At 62.7% G+C, this 15,915-nt stretch carries 18 protein-coding genes; 10 read left to right on the forward strand and 8 right to left on the reverse strand.

Translation table 11 applies throughout. From position 1 onward, the window contains the following. Positions 1-249: 249 nt before the first annotated feature. The 10 genes from AC2FNL_RS08505 (at position 250) to AC2FNL_RS08550 (ending at position 9,420) form a co-directional block, all read left to right on the forward strand. Complete coding sequence (locus AC2FNL_RS08505; protein WP_480726714.1) at positions 250-804, forward strand: DUF3305 domain-containing protein; 555 nt, start codon at positions 250-252, stop codon at positions 802-804. After that, entirely contained in the window at positions 801-1,370 is a 570-nt protein-coding gene (locus AC2FNL_RS08510) for a DUF3306 domain-containing protein (RefSeq protein WP_496833115.1), read from the forward strand. The genes AC2FNL_RS08505 and AC2FNL_RS08510 overlap by 4 nt, the downstream gene beginning before the upstream one ends. Positions 1,371-1,374: 4 nt before the next feature. Further along, positions 1,375-1,986, forward strand: coding sequence for a TorD/DmsD family molecular chaperone (locus AC2FNL_RS08515; RefSeq protein WP_496833116.1), 612 nt, complete (start codon positions 1,375-1,377; stop codon positions 1,984-1,986). A gap of 61 nt (positions 1,987-2,047) precedes the next feature. After that, positions 2,048-2,236 carry a twin-arginine translocation signal domain-containing protein gene (locus AC2FNL_RS08520; protein WP_005983760.1) on the forward strand — a complete coding sequence of 63 codons (189 nt, stop codon included), beginning with the start codon at positions 2,048-2,050 and terminating at the stop codon, positions 2,234-2,236. A gap of 129 nt (positions 2,237-2,365) precedes the next feature. Next, the gene (locus AC2FNL_RS08525) at positions 2,366-5,260 is read left to right on the forward strand and encodes a formate dehydrogenase subunit alpha (protein WP_093961816.1); all 2,895 of its coding nucleotides are present in this window, start codon (positions 2,366-2,368) and stop codon (positions 5,258-5,260) included. A gap of 11 nt (positions 5,261-5,271) precedes the next feature. Beyond that, positions 5,272-5,865 carry a formate dehydrogenase FDH3 subunit beta gene (fdh3B, locus tag AC2FNL_RS08530; RefSeq protein WP_005983764.1) on the forward strand — a complete coding sequence of 198 codons (594 nt, stop codon included), beginning with the start codon at positions 5,272-5,274 and terminating at the stop codon, positions 5,863-5,865. Positions 5,866-5,936: 71 nt separating this feature from the next. Beyond that, positions 5,937-7,145: a formate dehydrogenase subunit gamma gene (locus tag AC2FNL_RS08535; RefSeq protein WP_496833118.1), complete on the forward strand. Its 1,209-nt coding sequence runs from the start codon at positions 5,937-5,939 to the stop codon at positions 7,143-7,145. After that, complete coding sequence (locus tag AC2FNL_RS08540; protein WP_496833120.1) at positions 7,146-8,408, forward strand: c-type cytochrome; 1,263 nt, start codon at positions 7,146-7,148, stop codon at positions 8,406-8,408. Positions 8,409-8,421: 13 nt separating this feature from the next. Next, positions 8,422-8,547: a hypothetical protein gene (locus tag AC2FNL_RS08545; RefSeq protein ID WP_254920111.1), complete on the forward strand. Its 126-nt coding sequence runs from the start codon at positions 8,422-8,424 to the stop codon at positions 8,545-8,547. After that, complete coding sequence (locus AC2FNL_RS08550; protein WP_496833122.1) at positions 8,548-9,420, forward strand: substrate-binding domain-containing protein; 873 nt, start codon at positions 8,548-8,550, stop codon at positions 9,418-9,420. It abuts the gene before it with no gap. Between the two features lie 6 nt (positions 9,421-9,426). Here AC2FNL_RS08550 and AC2FNL_RS08555 read toward each other — a convergent pair whose 3' ends face one another. The 8 genes from AC2FNL_RS08555 to AC2FNL_RS08590 all read right to left on the reverse strand — a co-directional run bounded on the left by AC2FNL_RS08555 (position 9,427) and on the right by AC2FNL_RS08590 (position 15,896). Next, entirely contained in the window at positions 9,427-10,245 is an 819-nt protein-coding gene (locus tag AC2FNL_RS08555) for an ABC transporter substrate-binding protein (RefSeq protein WP_093961812.1), read from the reverse strand. A 19-nt stretch (positions 10,246-10,264) separates the two neighbouring features. Continuing rightward, positions 10,265-10,999 (reverse strand): ATP-binding cassette domain-containing protein, encoded by a 735-nt coding sequence (locus AC2FNL_RS08560; RefSeq protein ID WP_496833124.1) that lies wholly within the window; start codon positions 10,997-10,999, stop codon positions 10,265-10,267. Next, positions 10,992-11,705: an ABC transporter permease gene (locus tag AC2FNL_RS08565; protein ID WP_260065751.1), complete on the reverse strand. Its 714-nt coding sequence runs from the start codon at positions 11,703-11,705 to the stop codon at positions 10,992-10,994. The genes AC2FNL_RS08560 and AC2FNL_RS08565 overlap by 8 nt, the downstream gene beginning before the upstream one ends. Before the next feature lie 153 nt (positions 11,706-11,858). Beyond that, positions 11,859-12,848: an ABC transporter substrate-binding protein gene (locus AC2FNL_RS08570; protein ID WP_093961809.1), complete on the reverse strand. Its 990-nt coding sequence runs from the start codon at positions 12,846-12,848 to the stop codon at positions 11,859-11,861. Between the two features lie 63 nt (positions 12,849-12,911). Continuing rightward, positions 12,912-13,757: an ABC transporter permease gene (locus AC2FNL_RS08575; RefSeq protein WP_496833126.1), complete on the reverse strand. Its 846-nt coding sequence runs from the start codon at positions 13,755-13,757 to the stop codon at positions 12,912-12,914. Next, positions 13,754-14,671 (reverse strand): ABC transporter permease, encoded by a 918-nt coding sequence (locus tag AC2FNL_RS08580; protein ID WP_170403668.1) that lies wholly within the window; start codon positions 14,669-14,671, stop codon positions 13,754-13,756. The genes AC2FNL_RS08575 and AC2FNL_RS08580 overlap by 4 nt, the downstream gene beginning before the upstream one ends. Further along, positions 14,668-15,099 carry a GNAT family N-acetyltransferase gene (locus AC2FNL_RS08585; protein ID WP_496833128.1) on the reverse strand — a complete coding sequence of 144 codons (432 nt, stop codon included), beginning with the start codon at positions 15,097-15,099 and terminating at the stop codon, positions 14,668-14,670. Before AC2FNL_RS08585 ends, AC2FNL_RS08580 begins: the two co-directional genes overlap by 4 nt. Further along, on the reverse strand, positions 15,099-15,896 hold the full coding sequence (locus AC2FNL_RS08590) for an ABC transporter ATP-binding protein (RefSeq protein ID WP_093961805.1): 798 nt from the start codon (positions 15,894-15,896) through the stop codon (positions 15,099-15,101). The genes AC2FNL_RS08585 and AC2FNL_RS08590 overlap by 1 nt, the downstream gene beginning before the upstream one ends. Positions 15,897-15,915: the final 19 nt, after the last annotated feature.

Consider the following 15,915-nt stretch of genomic DNA (forward strand, 5'->3'; position numbering starts at 1 on the left):
CCCCCCGCATCTCTCCCTTGCCCCTAACCTTAGACCCAAACGCCGCCCATGCAACGCGTGGCGGCCGGTTCTGGTCAGAAACTCTGTGTCGCCCGCCAAAGACCGTTGATCGCCGCCGCGACCCATTTGCGACGACTTTTTTCCAAATCACGACCATTTCAGGCCGCTGCGGACTTGGCACGTGGCCCATTTGTGTACCATAGTGAACCTAAGGGAAAGCAGGGGAGAGCTTTTCCGGGGAGGATCAAAGTGGCCGAGGCCGCAAAACAGATCGAAATGCCGGTTGGCGTCGTCGTGCGCAAGACACCGGGGGTCACGCGCTGGGCCCGGTGGAATTGGCGCGCGGTTGCGGTGCTGCCCGGCGCCCCGCCCGCTGACTGGGTCGAACTGCGCCGCGAGGGCGATGCGGTCGAATACCACGCCGCCACCCTGCCCTTGAAACTCTGGTCCGATGAAACCGAGGCCTATATGGCCAATCTCTCGGACAGCCAGCCATCACTGTATCTTGTCCTGCGTGACGATGCAGAAGGCGATCGCCCACTGAACGCGTTTCTGATCACCGCGTCACCTTATGAAGGTCAGGACTATGCCGATACCGGTGAAGAGATCGTGGAAAAGATCCCGATGACCGAAGGCCTGATTGCCTGGGTGCGCGATTTCACTCTGGCCCATCACCACGATGAGGTGTTCGTCAAACGCCGCCGCGACAAGAAACGGGTGGATCTTATGGAAGACGGCAAGGGCGATGCGCGCATCCGGCAGGCCTCGGATGTCTACCGCGCCCCGCGGAGGGCCGTGCAATGAGCGCTCGTCAGGATTTCTGGTCTCGCCGCAAGGCCGCCGTGCAGGCCGAAGCGTATTCCGAACAAGAGGCCCTGACCGCGCAGGAGATCGCCGCGCGGCAGGCCGAACTGGAAGAAAAGACCGACGCCGAGATCTTGGCCGAGCTTGACCTGCCCGACCCTGACCTTCTGCAGGCGGGCGACGATGTTTCGGGCTTCATGGCCAAGGCCGTGCCGGACCGTCTGCGCCGTCGCGCCTTGCGGCGCTTGTGGCGGTTGAACCCTGTGCTGGCGAATGTGGACGGGCTGGTCGATTACGGCGAGGATTACACCGACGCCGCCTGCGTGGTCGAAAACCTGCAGACGGCTTACCAGGTGGGCAAAGGCATGTTGCGCCATATCGAGGCGCTAGCCGAGCAGACGGAAGCCGAAGAACAACCGGTCGAGGCCGAAGCCGAGCCAGCAACCGAAACGCCCGAGCCTGAAGCCGAGCCCGCGCCCCCTGTCGAAGTGGCAGACGCCATCCAACCGGATGAGGACGAACGCCCCCCGGCCCCGCGGCGCATGAAATTCGAATTCGAAGGATGACCCGATGAACATTCGCGACCCGCAGACGTTCGAGATTTCCACCGAGGACCGTATGCGCGCGGATTTCTACAACTTTCTCGGCCTGCTGCTGGCCACGCCACCCGACCAGACCCTTCTGAGCCAGATCGCTGCGCTGTCGGGGGACGAGACCGATCTGGGTCAGGCCATTCAGGCCATGGCCCGCGTGGCCAAGGTGACCAAGCCCGAAGCTGCCGAGCGCGAGTTCAACGCATTGTTCATCGGGCTGGGGCGCGGAGAACTGCTGCCCTATGCCAGCTTCTACCTGACCGGATTCCTGAATGAGAAACCGCTGGCGCAGCTGCGCAACGACATGGCGGCGCGGGGCATCACCCGGGCGGCAAACGTGTTCGAACCCGAAGACAACATCGCCTCGCTGATGGAGATGATGGGCGGCATGATCGTCGGCCGTTTCGGCGGCCCGGCCGCGTTGGAAGATCAAAAGACGTTCTGGAACAAGCATATCGGCCCCTGGGCCGAGCACTTTTTCTCGGACTTGGAAGCAGCCGAACATTCGGTTCTCTATGCCTCGGTCGGCACCGCCGGCCGGGTTTTCATGGAGATCGAACGCGAAGCCTTCCGCATGACGACGCACTAGGCGGCCGTCATTCGCTGGCGCCCCGGCGGGCGCTGAACCGCAAATGGGAAAGGAGGATCCCATGAGCAAGACCAAGGAGACCGGCGCCAGCCGCCGCGACTTCCTGAAACTGGCGGGCACCGCGGCCCCGGCAGCCGTTGCAGCGGCCAGCCTGGGAACCGAGGCCGAAGCGGCCGAGCAACCCTCGGACGAGACCCGCATTCAGGACACGGCGCATACCCGCGCCTATTTCGACAGCGCGCGCTTCTAGGCCGCCCCGGCGACGCCCGGCGCAGGTCCGGACGTGGTCACACTCGGCTGACGGTTGCGATTGGCCCTGACGTCGATTTCGAAACACCAAGCCAGCCATGGTCAACATGGCCAGCAAGGGAGGAAGGAAATGCTTAGGAAAAAGACCAACGGGGTTGCGAGACGCCCCCAGCGGACAAGTATCCTGTCCCAAATCGGCGAAAAGAGCGTCGATCGCCGCGCGTTCCTGCGTGGCTCGGGCCTGACGATCGGCGGCCTGGCCGCGATCAGCGCCACGGGTGGAACCGTGTCGCCCGCCAGCGCCCAGACCGCTGCCAACACGGCTGTCGAGAACATCAAATCCGTCTGCACGCATTGCTCGGTCGGCTGTACCGTGGTTGCCGAGGTGCAGAACGGCGTCTGGATCGGGCAGGAACCCGGTTGGGACAGCCCGTTCAACCTGGGCGCCCATTGCGCCAAGGGGGCTTCGGTCCGTGAACACGCCCATGGCGAACGCCGCCTGAAATACCCGATGAAAAAGGAAGGCGGAGAGTGGAAGCGCATCAGCTGGGAGCAGGCGATCGACGAGATCGGCGACGGCATGATGAGCATCCGCGAGGAAAGCGGGCCTGACAGCGTCTATTGGCTGGGTTCGGCCAAGCACAACAACGAACAGGCCTATCTGTTCCGCAAGTTCGCGGCCTACTGGGGCACCAACAACGTGGACCACCAGGCGCGGATCTGCCACTCGACCACCGTTGCGGGTGTTGCGAATACATGGGGCTACGGCGCCATGACCAACAGCTACAACGACATCCACAATTCCAAGGCGATCTTCATCATCGGCGGCAACCCGGCCGAGGCGCACCCCGTCTCGCTGCTGCACGTCCTGCGGGCGAAGGAACAAAACAACGCCCCGCTGATCGTCTGCGATCCGCGCTTTACGCGCACCGCGGCCCATGCCGACGAATATGTCCGCTTCCGCCCCGGCACCGACGTGGCGCTGATCTGGGGCATCCTGTGGCACATCTTCGACAACAGCTGGGAAGACAAAGAGTTCATCCGCACCCGTGTTTGGGGCATGGACCAGATCCGCGAAGAGGTCGCAAACTGGACACCCGAAGAGACCGAGCGCGTCACCGGCGTGCCGGGATCGCAGCTCAAGCGCGTGGCGCGGACGCTGGCTAACAACCGTCCCGGCACCGTGATCTGGTGCATGGGCGGCACCCAGCACACCAACGGCAACAACAACACGCGCGCCTATTGCGTGCTGCAGCTGGCGTTGGGCAACATGGGCACCTCTGGCGGCGGCACCAACATCTTCCGCGGCCATGACAACGTGCAGGGCGCAACCGATCTGGGCGTTCTGTCCCACACCCTGCCCGGCTATTACGGCCTGTCCGCAGGCGCATGGGGTCACTGGGCCCGCGTCTGGGGCGAGGAACCGGAGTGGCTGGCTGGCCAGTTCGCAATGGTCAAGGACAAGGACGGCAAGGACAAGTCGCTGCAGAACGAACGGGGCATCCCGGTTTCGCGCTGGATCGACGGTGTTCTGGAAGATCCCGAGAACATGGATCAGCCCAACAACGTCCGCGCCATGGTTCTGTGGGGCCACGCGCCCAACTCGCAGACCCGGATGGTCGAAATGAAGACGGCGATGGAAAAGCTGGACATGCTGGTCGTGATCGACCCGTATCCCACCGTTTCCGCCGTCCTGCATGACCGGACCGATGGCGTCTATCTGCTGCCGGCCTGTACGCAGTTCGAAACCCGTGGCTCGGTCACGGCCTCGAACCGCTCGCTTCAGTGGCGCGACAAGGTGGTCGATCCGCTGTTCGAAAGCCTGCCGGACGAGGTCATCATGGCCAAGTTCGCCAACAAGTTCGGCTGGGCCGACCGGCTCTTCCGCAATATCGAGATGGAGGACCCCGAAACCCCGAATGTCGAAAGCATCACGCGCGAGTTCAACGCGGGGCTGTGGACGATCGGCTATACCGGTCAGTCGCCAGAGCGGATCAAAAGCCATATGGCCAACCAGCACACGTTCGACAGAACGACGCTGCAGGCCGTGGGCGGTCCGAATGACGGCGAATACTACGGTTTGCCGTGGCCCTGCTGGGGCACCGCCGAGATGGGCCATCCGGGGACGCCAAACCTCTATGACATGTCCAAACCGGTGGCCGAGGGCGGCCTGACCTTCCGCGCGCGTTTCGGCGTGGAACGCGACGGTGATAACCTGCTGGCCGAAGGGGTCTACAGCGTGGGTTCGGAAATCCAGGACGGATACCCCGAGTTCACGATGCAGATGCTGATGGATCTGGGCTGGGATGGCGACCTGACGGCCGAGGAACGCGCGGCCATCGACGCCGTGGCCGGGCCCAAGACCAACTGGAAGACCGACCTGTCAGGCGGCATCCAGCGGGTGGCCATCAAGCATGGCTGTGCGCCCTTCGGCAACGCCAAGGCCCGCACCGTGGTCTGGACCTTCCCGGATCCGATCCCGTTGCACCGCGAGCCGCTCTACACGCCGCGGCGCGATCTGGTGGCCGACTATCCCACCTACGAGGATCGTCAGGCCTATCGCCTTCCGACCTTGTATGCTTCGATCCAGAAGAACGACTTTTCAAAGGATTACCCGATAATCCTCACGTCTGGTCGTCTGGTCGAATATGAAGGTGGCGGCGACGAGACACGGTCGAACCCGTGGCTGGCCGAGCTGCAGCAGGACATGTTCGTCGAGATCAATCCGCGTGACGCCAACAACCTTGGCATTCGCGACGGATCGCAGGTCTGGGTCGAAGGTCCCGAGGGCGGCAAGGTCAAGGTGATGGCGATGCTGACCGAAAGGGTCGGTGCCGGCGTGGCCTTCATGCCCTTCCACTTTGGCGGCCATTTCCAGGGCGCGGACCTGAGGGAGAAATACCCGAAAGGCGCCGACCCGTACGTACTGGGTGAAAGCACCAACACCGCTCAGACCTATGGCTATGATTCAGTGACCCAGATGCAGGAGACCAAAGCGACTCTCTGCAAGATCTGGGCAGCGTAAGGAGGACGACAATGGCTAGAGCAAAGTTTCTCTGCGACGCTGAACGCTGCATCGAGTGCAACGCCTGCGTGACCGCGTGCAAGAACGAACACGAGGTCCCGTGGGGCATCAACCGCCGCCGGGTGGTGACGATCAATGACGGCAAACCGGGTGAACGCTCGATCTCGGTCGCCTGTATGCATTGTTCGGATGCGCCGTGCATGGCGGTGTGCCCGGTCGACTGCTTCTATCAGAACGAAGAAGGCGTCGTCCTGCATTCCAAGGACCTGTGCATCGGTTGCGGCTACTGCTTCTATGCGTGCCCGTTCGGCGCGCCTCAATACCCGCAGGCCGGCAACTTCGGATCGCGCGGCAAGATGGACAAATGCACCTTCTGCGCCGGCGGCCCCGAGGAAACGCACTCGACCGCAGAGTTCGCCAAATACGGCCGCAACCGGATCGCCGAGGGCAAACTGCCCATCTGCGCCGAGATGTGTTCGACCAAGGCCCTGCTCGCCGGTGACGGTGACGTGGTCTCGGCCATCTACCGCGAACGCGTCGTGGCGCGCGGGTTCGGCTCGGGCGCCTGGGGTTGGGGCACGGCCTACGACCAGAAGGACGGCTGAGACCTCAGCCTGACAACACGGGTGACCCGCCCCGGTGGGTCACCCGATTTTGGATTGATACCGAGGTTCCGATGCTGCGCATTTTTCTGGCTTTGACGTTGACACTTGGGATCGCGCACGGCGCGCTTGCACAGGACACGACCGGCACAGACGAACCAACCGCTGCACCGCGCGCGCAGACCGGTGGCGCCACGACGCTCGAGGATATTCTGGCCCGGCAACGCGGCGAGAAGGTCGACAACAGCTACCGCGCACAGAATACCGGGCAAGGCAATGCCGAAGGGTTGCTGGGTCAGTTGGGTACGCGCGGTGTGGCTTCGGACAGTGATGTGTATCGCGCCATCCGCTATGGCTCAGCCGATGTGACCGTGTCGACCAAGGGGCCGGCTGCCGGCGTGCTGATCCAGGACGGCGGCATGTGGTGGTGGACTTTTCGAACCGGTCCGCTGCGGGAATACGGAACCTATATTCTGGGCGGGATGCTGGTCGTTCTGCTTCTGTTTTTCCTGATCCGCGGCCGCATACGCATCGACGGCGAGAAAACGGGCCGCACGGTCACACGGTTTTCAGGATTTGAAAGGTTCGGGCACTGGCTGTTTGCCGGCTCGTTCCTGATACTTGGATTGACCGGCCTGCTGACTCTCTACGGCCGAGATTTCCTGATCCCATTGTTCGGCAAGGAAGGGTTCGCCACCATCGCGCAAGGCTGCAAGTGGCTGCACAACAATCTGGCCTGGGCCTTCATGCTGGGATTGATCATCATCACCGTGAACTGGATCGCCCACAACATCCCCAACCGGACTGACCTGAAATGGCTGGCGGCGGGCGGCGGATTGTTCACCAAAGGCAGCCACCCCCCGGCCAAGAAATTCAACGCCGGTCAAAAGATCATTTTCTGGCTATGCATCCTGCTGGGCGTCTCGATCAGCTTGTCGGGTCTGTCGCTGCTGTTCCCATTCGAGCTTCCGATGTTCGCCAAGACGTTTTCGATCGCCAACGCGACCGGGTTGCCGCAGCTGCTGGGGCTGGACCTGCCCACACAGATGTCTCCGCAGGAAGAGATGCAATATGCCCAGATCTGGCACGTCATGGTCGCCTATGCCTTCATCGCCATCATCCTGGCGCATATCTACCTCGGTTCGGTCGGCATGGAGGGCGCGTTTGACGCCATGGGCACCGGCGAGGTCGAAGAGCAATGGGCACGCGAGCACCATTCGCTGTGGCTGGAAGAGGTAAAGGCACAGGAGGCCAGCGACGGCGCGGCCTCGCCTGCCGAATAGATGCGCGGGCTGGCTTTGGCGCTGGCCCTGCTGCCGCTGCCGCTGGCGGCGGATTTCTACACGCTCAAGGGCCATGGCGGACCGATCATGGACATCGCCACAGCCCCGGACGGGCGCATTGCTACCGCCAGTTTCGACAATTCCGTGGGACTGTGGTCCGGACAGCAGCCGGACTGGCTGGAAGGTCACGAAGCTGCCGTGAACGCGGTGGCTTTTAACGGCACCGCGATCTATTCGGCCGGCGACGACTTTACCCTGCGCCGTTGGCCCGGTGGACAGGTCGTTGGCCAGCACAAGGGCAAGGTTGTCGGGATTGCCGCCTCAAAGACCCTAGTGGCGACTGCCAGCTGGGACGGGACCATCGGCCTTTGGCCCACCGAGGGCGGTGCGCGCAAGTTGCTGGGCCCAACGGGCAGCGGCGTCAATGCGGTGGCCTTCGCGCCGGATGGGCGGACGCTGTATTCCGCCGGGGTCGACGGCAGCCTGCGGGTCTGGGACGTGACGACCGGGGCGGAAACCGCGCGGCTGGTCGAGCACGGATTCGGCATCAACGAACTGGTCCTGAACGCCCAAGACGGATGGATCGCCTATGGCGCGGTCGATGGCGTGACCCGCATTCTGGACCTGACCACCGGGGCCGAGCACGATTTCACGCTGGACCGACGCCCGATCCTTGCGCTCGCCCTCAGCCCGGATCGGTCGCTGCTGGCGGTGGGCGATGGCGAGGGCTACATCATGATCATCGACACACGGGACTGGCGGATCGCGCAGGATTTCCGGGCAACGCTGCGCGGCCCGGTCTGGGCACTGGCCTTTTCCCCCGATGGAGAAAACCTGCACGCAGGCGGGTTGGATCAGGCCATGTACAGCTGGCCGGTGGCCGCGCTGGGATCACAGGAACGGATGGCCAGCCAAGAGCCGAGTTTCCTGAAGGACCCCGAAGAAATGCAAAACGGAGAACGGCAGTTCGCCCGGAAATGCTCGATCTGCCACAGCCTGACGCCGGACGATCAGCGCCGGGCCGGACCGACCCTGCATGGCGTATTCGGGCGTCAGGCCGGGACACTGCCCGGCTACATCTACTCGGAAACGCTGCAAGGGTCTGATATCGTTTGGAACGAACAGACGATAAACGCTCTTTTCGATCAGGGACCGGACCACTACATTCCGGGGTCGAAGATGCCGACGCAGCGGATCGCGCAGGCGCAGGACCGCACCGACCTGATTGAATTCCTGCGCAGCGCAACAGCGCCCGCAGACTAAGCCGGAGGATAAGATGAAAGCCTTTCTTGCAGCTGCCGCCGCAATGGTCGTCATTACTGCCGGCGCACCGCTGGTTTTGAAGCAACTCGGGCACTCAGCCGCCGAGACACAGACCGGCTCCTCGGTGCGACTAGACTGAATGTCCGAATTCCTGACCACACGAGAGTTGGCGGACCTGCTGCGCATTGGCGAACGCAAGGCCTATGATCTGGCGTCTTCAGGCGAAGTGCCCTGCGTGAAAGCGATGGGCAAACTTCTTTTTCCCCGGGCCGAGGTACTGGCCTGGCTCAATGCGTCGCGTACCGGTCCGGACACCGTCAAACCGCCCCTGCCCGACATCGTGGCTGGCAGCCATGATCCGCTTTTGGATTGGGCGCTTCGCGAAAGCGGCTCAGGATTGGCCACTTATTACGACGGTTCATTTGACGGGCTGAACCGCCTTGCGCGACGTGACGCACAAGCCGCTGTACTGCACATCCATGAACCGGGCGGGTTCAATATCAATTCCGTCCGCGATGCGCTGGGTGAAGCGCCCTTGGTTCTGTACGAGGTCGCAAGCCGCCAGCGCGGCCTGTTGCTGGCCCCTGGGGTTCAGGGAATTTCCGATTTTGGTGACCTGAAGGGCCGCCGTGTCGTGCTGCGCCAGGACAGTGCAGCCAGTCAGCACTTGTTCGATGCCCAGTTGGAAAGCTGCGGTCTGAGCCGCGCCGATCTTGACGCCCTGCCGACTTGTGCCCGCACCGAAGAGGAACTGGCAATCGCTCTGCATGACCACAAGGCCGAGGCGGGGTTCGGCATCGGAGCCCTGGCGCGACTCTACGGGTTGGGCTTCGTTCCGACCCATTCCGAACGTCTCGACCTCGCCATCTGGCGGCGGTCCTGTTTCGATCCGCCGATGCAGAAACTGCTGACTTTTCTGGGTACGGACAAATTCAGGCGTCGCGCCGATGAATTGGGCGGATACGATCTGTCCGGCTTGGGACAGATCCATCACAACGGCGCAAGTGACTGACTGGCCCTATTGCTGCGCGTTCGGAAAGAAGAGTTGCTCACCGTTCAATTTGTACGCCGCGATTGCTTCCTGACCGTCCGGGCCAGTGAGCCAGTCGATGAACCTTTTGCCCGCGGCCGCCCGGACCCGCGGATGCTTTTCGGGGTTCACGAGGATCACTCCGTATTGATTGAACAGCCGAGGATCGCCTTCGACCAGGATCTCGAGGTTTCCCTTGTTGCCGAACGACAGCCATGTGGCCCTATCGGTCAGGGCATAGGCATCCATGCCCGCAGCAAGGTTGAGCGTTGCGCCCATGCCCGATCCGGTCTCGCGGTACCACTCGCCCGAAGACAAGGTCGGGTCCGTTCCGGACAGGCTCCAAAGAGCCTTCTCCGCCTTGTGGGTCCCGCTGTCATCCGCGCGCGACGCGAACGGAGCTTTGGCCTGCGCGATCGCTGCCAACGCGGCCACCGCGTCGTCGCCGCCTTTGATCTTGGCCGGGTCCGATTTCGGCCCCACCAAGACGAAATCGTTGTACATCACGTCCCGCCGCTCGACACCCCAGCCGTCGGCCACGAATTGCTTTTCCGCCGGCTTGGCATGCACCAGCAGAACGTCACCGTCGCCGTTGATCGCATTTCGGATCGCCTGCCCCGTCCCCACGGCGACAACACGGACATCGATCCCGCTTTCCGCCTCGAACCCTGGAAGGATAAAGTCCAGAAGGCCGGAATTCTGCGTCGATGTCGTGGACTGCACGACAATGAATGGTTCTTCGGCCGCCGCCGGACCGGCGAACAGCCCGAACAGGATCATTGCGCTTTTGATTGCTGCGCGAAACATGGATTGCCTCCGGTTGTTGTTATGTGACCAGCCAGCCCGCCAGATACTGGCGCGAGGCCTGACATTGTGGCGCTTCCAGCACCTGTTTTGCGGCGCCATGCTCGACCACGCGTCCGCCCTGCATCATCACGATATCCGCCGCCAGCCGACGGGCTTGCCCGACGTCGTGGGTAACCATCACGATCCGCACGCCCCGGGCCGAGGCGCGCAGGATCATCGCCTCGATCATTTGGGTCGCCGCGGGATCAAGGGCGCTGGTGGGTTCGTCCAGGAACAGGGTCTCGGGGCCAAGCGCAAGCGCGCGAAGGATGGCTAGACGCTGTGCCTCGCCACCCGACAGCGAGCGCGCCGACTGCCGGGCCTTGGTCTCAAGCCCTCCTTCGGCCAGAAGCTCCTGGATCCGGTTTTTCCGAGCAGCCCTGCCGAGCCCCAGCCGTTTCAAAACAAAGTCCAGATTGGCAGACACCGATCGGCGCAGCAGAACCGGTTGCTGGAACACCATCGCCTGCCGGGCCTTGTGGGCCGCATTCAGAATTCCGCCATCCTGCCGAACCTGCCCCGCATCCGCCTTGATCAAACCATGCAGGCAACGCAGCAGCAGGCTTTTGCCAGCACCGTTTGGCCCAAGGATCAAAGTCGGCCCCGGACCATCCATCATCAGCTGCGGAACATCCAACAACAGCTTGCCATTGCGTTCCACTCGCAGCCCATCGGCCTGCAGACAATTGGGCATTTCTGGCATCAGATCACGCATGGCGCAACCCTTCCTGCTCGGCCCGAAGCGTCAGGGCGCTGACTGCCGCATTCACGGCCACGGCAATTCCGATCAGGATCGTCCCCAAGGCCAGCGCCAGGGCCAGATTTCCCTTCGAGGTCTCCAACGCAATCGTCGTCGTCATGACCCGTGTCACATGGTTGATGTTGCCGCCGACGATAATCACCGCGCCGACTTCGGCGATGGCTCGTCCGAACCCGGCCAGCAATGCAGTCACCAACGCCAGACGCGCATCCCACAACAGCACGGGAACAGACGCCAGCCGCGACACTCCCAACGAACGCAACTGTTCCGAATATTCCTCGGCCAGCATCTCGATCACCTGCCGCGTCAACGCCGCGACGATCGGGGTCACCAGCACAGTTTGGGCAATGATCATGGCGGTTGGGGTGTACAAAAGCTCCAGCACGCCCAGCGGGCCCGAACGGGACAGCATCAGGTAGACCAGCAGGCCGACGACAACCGGAGGAAAGCCCATCAGTGCGTTCATCAGAATGATCAACGCGCGCCGTCCGGGAAAGCGGGCCACCGCCAAGGCCGCGCCAACCGGCATCCCGATCACGGCTGAAATCAACACAGCCAGCACCGAAACTTGCAGCGACAGCGTCACGATCGCCCAAAGGTCCGGATCCCCGGTCAGGATCAGGTGGCTTGCTTGGCTGAATTGTGATGCAAAATCCTGCATTTTATTCCCAAATCCACCAATTTTCGTAGGGATCGCAAAATCTTACAGGAATAATAGAGGAAACTGCCTCTGAAGACAGTTAAATTCCGACATCCGCAAAAACAAACGCGGCCCACAGGGGGCCGCGCTGAATTGTTGCCATGGTACAGCCAATCAGTTCAGGGCTGCATCCGTGATCTGGCTGGTCCACGCGCCTTCGGGCTTTTTGGTGATCACCGGGTCCGAGCCGCCGGCCAGCAGCGTGTTCACCGTGCGCTCGAAATCAGCCGGATCCAACGCGCCATTCGAACCGGCGGTCAGCTTGGCGATTTCGCCCATCATGCGCTTCTGGTGTTCCTCGGTCTGAGCACCGGTCGCATCGTTCTCCAACACGATTTCGGCGGCTTCGTCCGGGTTCTCCTCGGCGTATTTCCAGCCTTTCATCGAAGCGCGCACAAAGCGTTCCATCTTGTCGACGAAGGCCGGGTCGCTGAGGTTTTCTTCAAGCACGTAAAGGCCATCTTCCAGCGTGGCAACGCCCTGGTCTTCGTACTTGAAGGTCACCAGCTCGTCGGGGCTGACGCCGGCGTCGATCACCTGCCAGTATTCATTGTAGGTCATGGTGCTGATGCAATCGGCCTGACGCTGCAGCAGCGGGTCGACGTTGAAGCCCTGCTTCAGAACCTCGACGCCGTTCTCGCTCTTGCCGCCGGTGTCGATGCCCAGCTGGCTCATCCAGCTCATGAACGGGAATTCATTGCCGAAGAACCAGACGCCCAGCGTGCGGTTCTTGAGGTCCTCGGGCGAGGAAATGCCCGCATCCTTCCAGCAGGTCAGCATCATGCCCGAGCTTTTGAAGGGCTGCGCAATGTTGACCAGCGGCAGGCCCTTTTCGCGTGCGGCCAGCGCGGCGGGCATCCATTCCACGGTGACATCAGCGCCACCGCCCGCGATCACCTGCGTGGGCGCGATGTCGGGGCCGCCGGGCAGGATGGTGACGTCCAGCCCCTCTTCTTCGTAGAACCCCTTGTCCTTTGCGACGTAGTAGCCCGCGAACTGGGCCTGGGTGACCCATTTCAACTGCAGCGTCACCTCGTCTGCGGCAAAGGCCGAACTTGCGGCGAATCCTAGGGCGGCTATGGCCCCGGTCAGTAGCTTGTTCATCTTCATCTTCTCCTAGTTGCTAGTGCTGCCCCGTTTTCGGGGTCTGTTGAATTGTTGTTCCGCTTAACTGCGTTGTGACGGGTGCCAGAAGGTCACCAATTTCTCGATCATGGCGACCAGACCGTAGAAGGCGGTCCCGGCCAGTGCCGCGACCACGATTTCCGCCCAGACCATGTCCAGCGACAATTGCCCGACACTGGTCGAGATCCGGAACCCCATGCCCAAGGTGGGCGAGCCGAAGAACTCTGCCACGATAGCGCCGATCAGGGCCAGCGTGGTGGAAATTTTCAACCCGTTGAAAATAAACGGCATGGCCGCGGGCAGCCGAAGCTTCAGAAAGCTCTGCCAATAGCTTGCGGCATAGGTATCCATCAGATCGCGCTGCATGGCGGTGGCCTCGCGCAGGCCGGCCACCGTGTTCACCAGCATCGGGAAAAAGACCATCACCACCACAACGGCCGCCTTCGAATGCCAGTCGAACCCGAACCACATCACCAGGATCGGCGCGGTGCCCACGATCGGCAGCGCGGCCACGAAATTGCCCACCGGCAGCAAGCCCAGGCGCAGGAAGTCCCACCGGTCCACGGCGATTGCCATCAGGAAGGCAGCGCCACATCCGATCACATAGCCGCTGAGCGCGCCCTTGATGATGGTCTGCACGAAATCGGCCCACAAGATCGGCAGGCTGTCCCAGAACCGGTCCCAGATCACCGAAGGCGCGGGCAGGATCACCAGAGGCACCTCGAGCCCGCGCACCAGCAATTCCCACACCCCGATGACGGTCAGGCCGAAGATCAGCGGCGCAAGAATGCGCACCGCCCGCGTGTCGGCATAAGGTCCGCTGGCCAGGCGGGTGTTCAGCCACCAACCGGCCAGCCACAAAAGGATTGCAAGACCGACCATCATCATTGCGCCATCCCCATGCGTTTCAACACCGCGCGCTCGATCAGGCCCAACAGGCCCACAAGACAGGCCGCCAGAATGGCCGCGGCAAACAGCGCCGACCAGATCTGCACCGTTTGGCCATAGTAGCTGCCGGCCAGCAGACGCGCGCCCAGCCCCGCCACGGCGCCGGTCGGCAGTTCGCCGACGATGGCCCCCACCAGCGACGCGGCGATCCCGATCTTGAGAGAGGCGAACAGATAGGGCATCGAGGCCGGCAGGCGCAGTTTCCAGAACGCCTGCCCGTTGCTTGCATTGTAGGTGCGCAGCAGGTCCAACTGCATCGCATCGGGGCTGCGCAGGCCCTTGACCATGCCGACGACCACCGGGAAAAAGCTCAGATAGGCCGAGATCACCGCCTTGGGGATGATCCCCTGAATGCCGATCGAATACAGCACCACGATGATCATCGGCGCCAATGCGATGATGGGGATGGTCTGACTGACGATGGCCCAGGGCATGACCGACAGGTCCATCACCCGACTGTGCACGATCCCCACCGCCAGCAGGATGCCCAGCCCCGTGCCGATGGCAAAGCCCAAGATCGTCGCGCTGAGCGTCACCCAGCCGTGATAGACCAATGACCGTTTCGAGGTGATCTTCTTCTGAACCGTGGTCTCCCACAGTTCGATGCCCACCTGATGCGGTGCGGGCAGACGCGGCCGATCCTGCGCCCAGGTCGCCGGAACGGCAAAGCTGTTGCGCAGCGCCAGACCGATTTCCCCCATGTCGCGGCGGTCTTTGGCCGAGGGCGGAACCACTTCGGCCCCGGCCCGTTCCTGTTCAGTTAGAACGCCCTTGATGTTCATCGGAATGCAGGCCGCGTACCAGATGACGATGATGGCCAGCAGAACGGTCAGAACGGCAACAAGCTGCTTCATGCGTGCCACTCCATCCGCACGACGGGGACGGTCTCGGGCGGCGTTGCGGCCTCGGTCCCGGTCTCGACAAAGCCCTCGCGGCGATAGAATCGTTGCGCGGCGGCATTCGGTTGATGGGCCGTCAGCCACAGAAAGCTGCGCCCCTGTTTTGCCCGGTCCAGCAGGCGCTTGCCGATGCTCTGCCCGGTCCGCAGGCAATACAGCGCGCCGACCTTCTGCGCCGCGGGATCGACCGACATGTAGCAATCGACGGGTTCGCCCACGACCCACATCTCGCGGTCTGGGAAGGCCTGCGCGATCAGCGCCTCCAACTCCTGCTGGGGCAGTTCATCCGTCATCCACTCGGTCTGGCGGACCCAGGCCGAGACCACCGCCGCGCAGGCCGGCACATCCGCCTCGATCGCGCGTCTGATGTCATCCCTGCCCATCACACATCGTCCCCGTGCCCGGCGCGCAGCCCTTCGCGCACGCGATGCGCGACCTCGATGAATTCGGGCGTGTCGCGGATGTCCAGCGGCCGTTCCTTGGGCAGAGGGCTGTCGATCACATCGGTGATCCGCCCGGGGCGCGGGCTCATCACCACGATCTTGGTGCTCAGATACACCGCTTCGGGGATCGAGTGGGTGACGAAGCCGATCGTCTTGCCGGTGCGCGCCCACAGCGCCAGAAGCTGTTCGTTCAGGTGATCGCGCACGATCTCGTCCAGCGCGCCAAAAGGCTCGTCCATCAACAGGATATCGGCGTCGAAAGCCAGCGCCCGGGCGATGCTGGCCCGTTGCTGCATCCCACCCGACAGCTGCCAGGGGAATTTTCCACCAAACCCCGCAAGATCAACAAGGTCCAGAACGTTCCTTACGCGATCTTCCTGTTCCTGAGCCGAGTATCCCATGATCTCGAGCGGCAGTTTGATGTTCTTGGCGATGGTCCGCCACGGGTACAGGCCCGCCGCCTGGAACACATAGCCATAGGCCCGGTTCCGGCGGGCCTCGTCCGGGGTCATGCCGTTGACGGTCAGCGTGCCACCCGTAGGTGTCTCCAGCGCAGCGACACAGCGCAGAAAGGTCGTCTTGCCGCAGCCCGAAGGGCCGATGAAACTGACGAATTCGCCCTTGTCGATCGCCAGGTTCACGTCCTTGAGGGCGTGCACGGGTCCGTCATTGGTTTGGAAGGTCAGGTCGAGGTTCTTTGCCTCGATCACGGGCTGGGTATTGCTTTCAGATGTCATCCTACTGCCTTGAAGTTTT

This window comes from Ruegeria sp. CRTD044 (assembly GCF_059613485.1).

What these genes read in the sequence shown, in the direction of transcription:
- AC2FNL_RS08510 (WP_496833115.1), top strand. Translation starts at nt 801, where the DNA reads ATGAGCGCTCGTCAGGATTTCTGGTCTCGCCGCAAGGCCGCCGTGCAG.
- AC2FNL_RS08515 (WP_496833116.1), top strand. Translation starts at nt 1,375, where the DNA reads ATGAACATTCGCGACCCGCAGACGTTCGAGATTTCCACCGAGGACCGT.
- AC2FNL_RS08520 (WP_005983760.1), top strand. Translation starts at nt 2,048, where the DNA reads ATGAGCAAGACCAAGGAGACCGGCGCCAGCCGCCGCGACTTCCTGAAA.
- AC2FNL_RS08525 (WP_093961816.1), top strand. Translation starts at nt 2,366, where the DNA reads ATGCTTAGGAAAAAGACCAACGGGGTTGCGAGACGCCCCCAGCGGACA.
- fdh3B (WP_005983764.1), top strand. Translation starts at nt 5,272, where the DNA reads ATGGCTAGAGCAAAGTTTCTCTGCGACGCTGAACGCTGCATCGAGTGC.
- AC2FNL_RS08535 (WP_496833118.1), top strand. Translation starts at nt 5,937, where the DNA reads ATGCTGCGCATTTTTCTGGCTTTGACGTTGACACTTGGGATCGCGCAC.
- AC2FNL_RS08540 (WP_496833120.1), top strand. Translation starts at nt 7,146, where the DNA reads ATGCGCGGGCTGGCTTTGGCGCTGGCCCTGCTGCCGCTGCCGCTGGCG.
- AC2FNL_RS08545 (WP_254920111.1), top strand. Translation starts at nt 8,422, where the DNA reads ATGAAAGCCTTTCTTGCAGCTGCCGCCGCAATGGTCGTCATTACTGCC.
- AC2FNL_RS08550 (WP_496833122.1), top strand. Translation starts at nt 8,548, where the DNA reads ATGTCCGAATTCCTGACCACACGAGAGTTGGCGGACCTGCTGCGCATT.
- AC2FNL_RS08555 (WP_093961812.1), bottom strand. Translation starts at nt 10,245, where the DNA reads ATGTTTCGCGCAGCAATCAAAAGCGCAATGATCCTGTTCGGGCTGTTC.
- AC2FNL_RS08560 (WP_496833124.1), bottom strand. Translation starts at nt 10,999, where the DNA reads ATGCGTGATCTGATGCCAGAAATGCCCAATTGTCTGCAGGCCGATGGG.
- AC2FNL_RS08565 (WP_260065751.1), bottom strand. Translation starts at nt 11,705, where the DNA reads ATGCAGGATTTTGCATCACAATTCAGCCAAGCAAGCCACCTGATCCTG.
- AC2FNL_RS08570 (WP_093961809.1), bottom strand. Translation starts at nt 12,848, where the DNA reads ATGAACAAGCTACTGACCGGGGCCATAGCCGCCCTAGGATTCGCCGCA.
- AC2FNL_RS08575 (WP_496833126.1), bottom strand. Translation starts at nt 13,757, where the DNA reads ATGATGATGGTCGGTCTTGCAATCCTTTTGTGGCTGGCCGGTTGGTGG.
- AC2FNL_RS08580 (WP_170403668.1), bottom strand. Translation starts at nt 14,671, where the DNA reads ATGAAGCAGCTTGTTGCCGTTCTGACCGTTCTGCTGGCCATCATCGTC.
- AC2FNL_RS08585 (WP_496833128.1), bottom strand. Translation starts at nt 15,099, where the DNA reads ATGGGCAGGGATGACATCAGACGCGCGATCGAGGCGGATGTGCCGGCC.
- AC2FNL_RS08590 (WP_093961805.1), bottom strand. Translation starts at nt 15,896, where the DNA reads ATGACATCTGAAAGCAATACCCAGCCCGTGATCGAGGCAAAGAACCTC.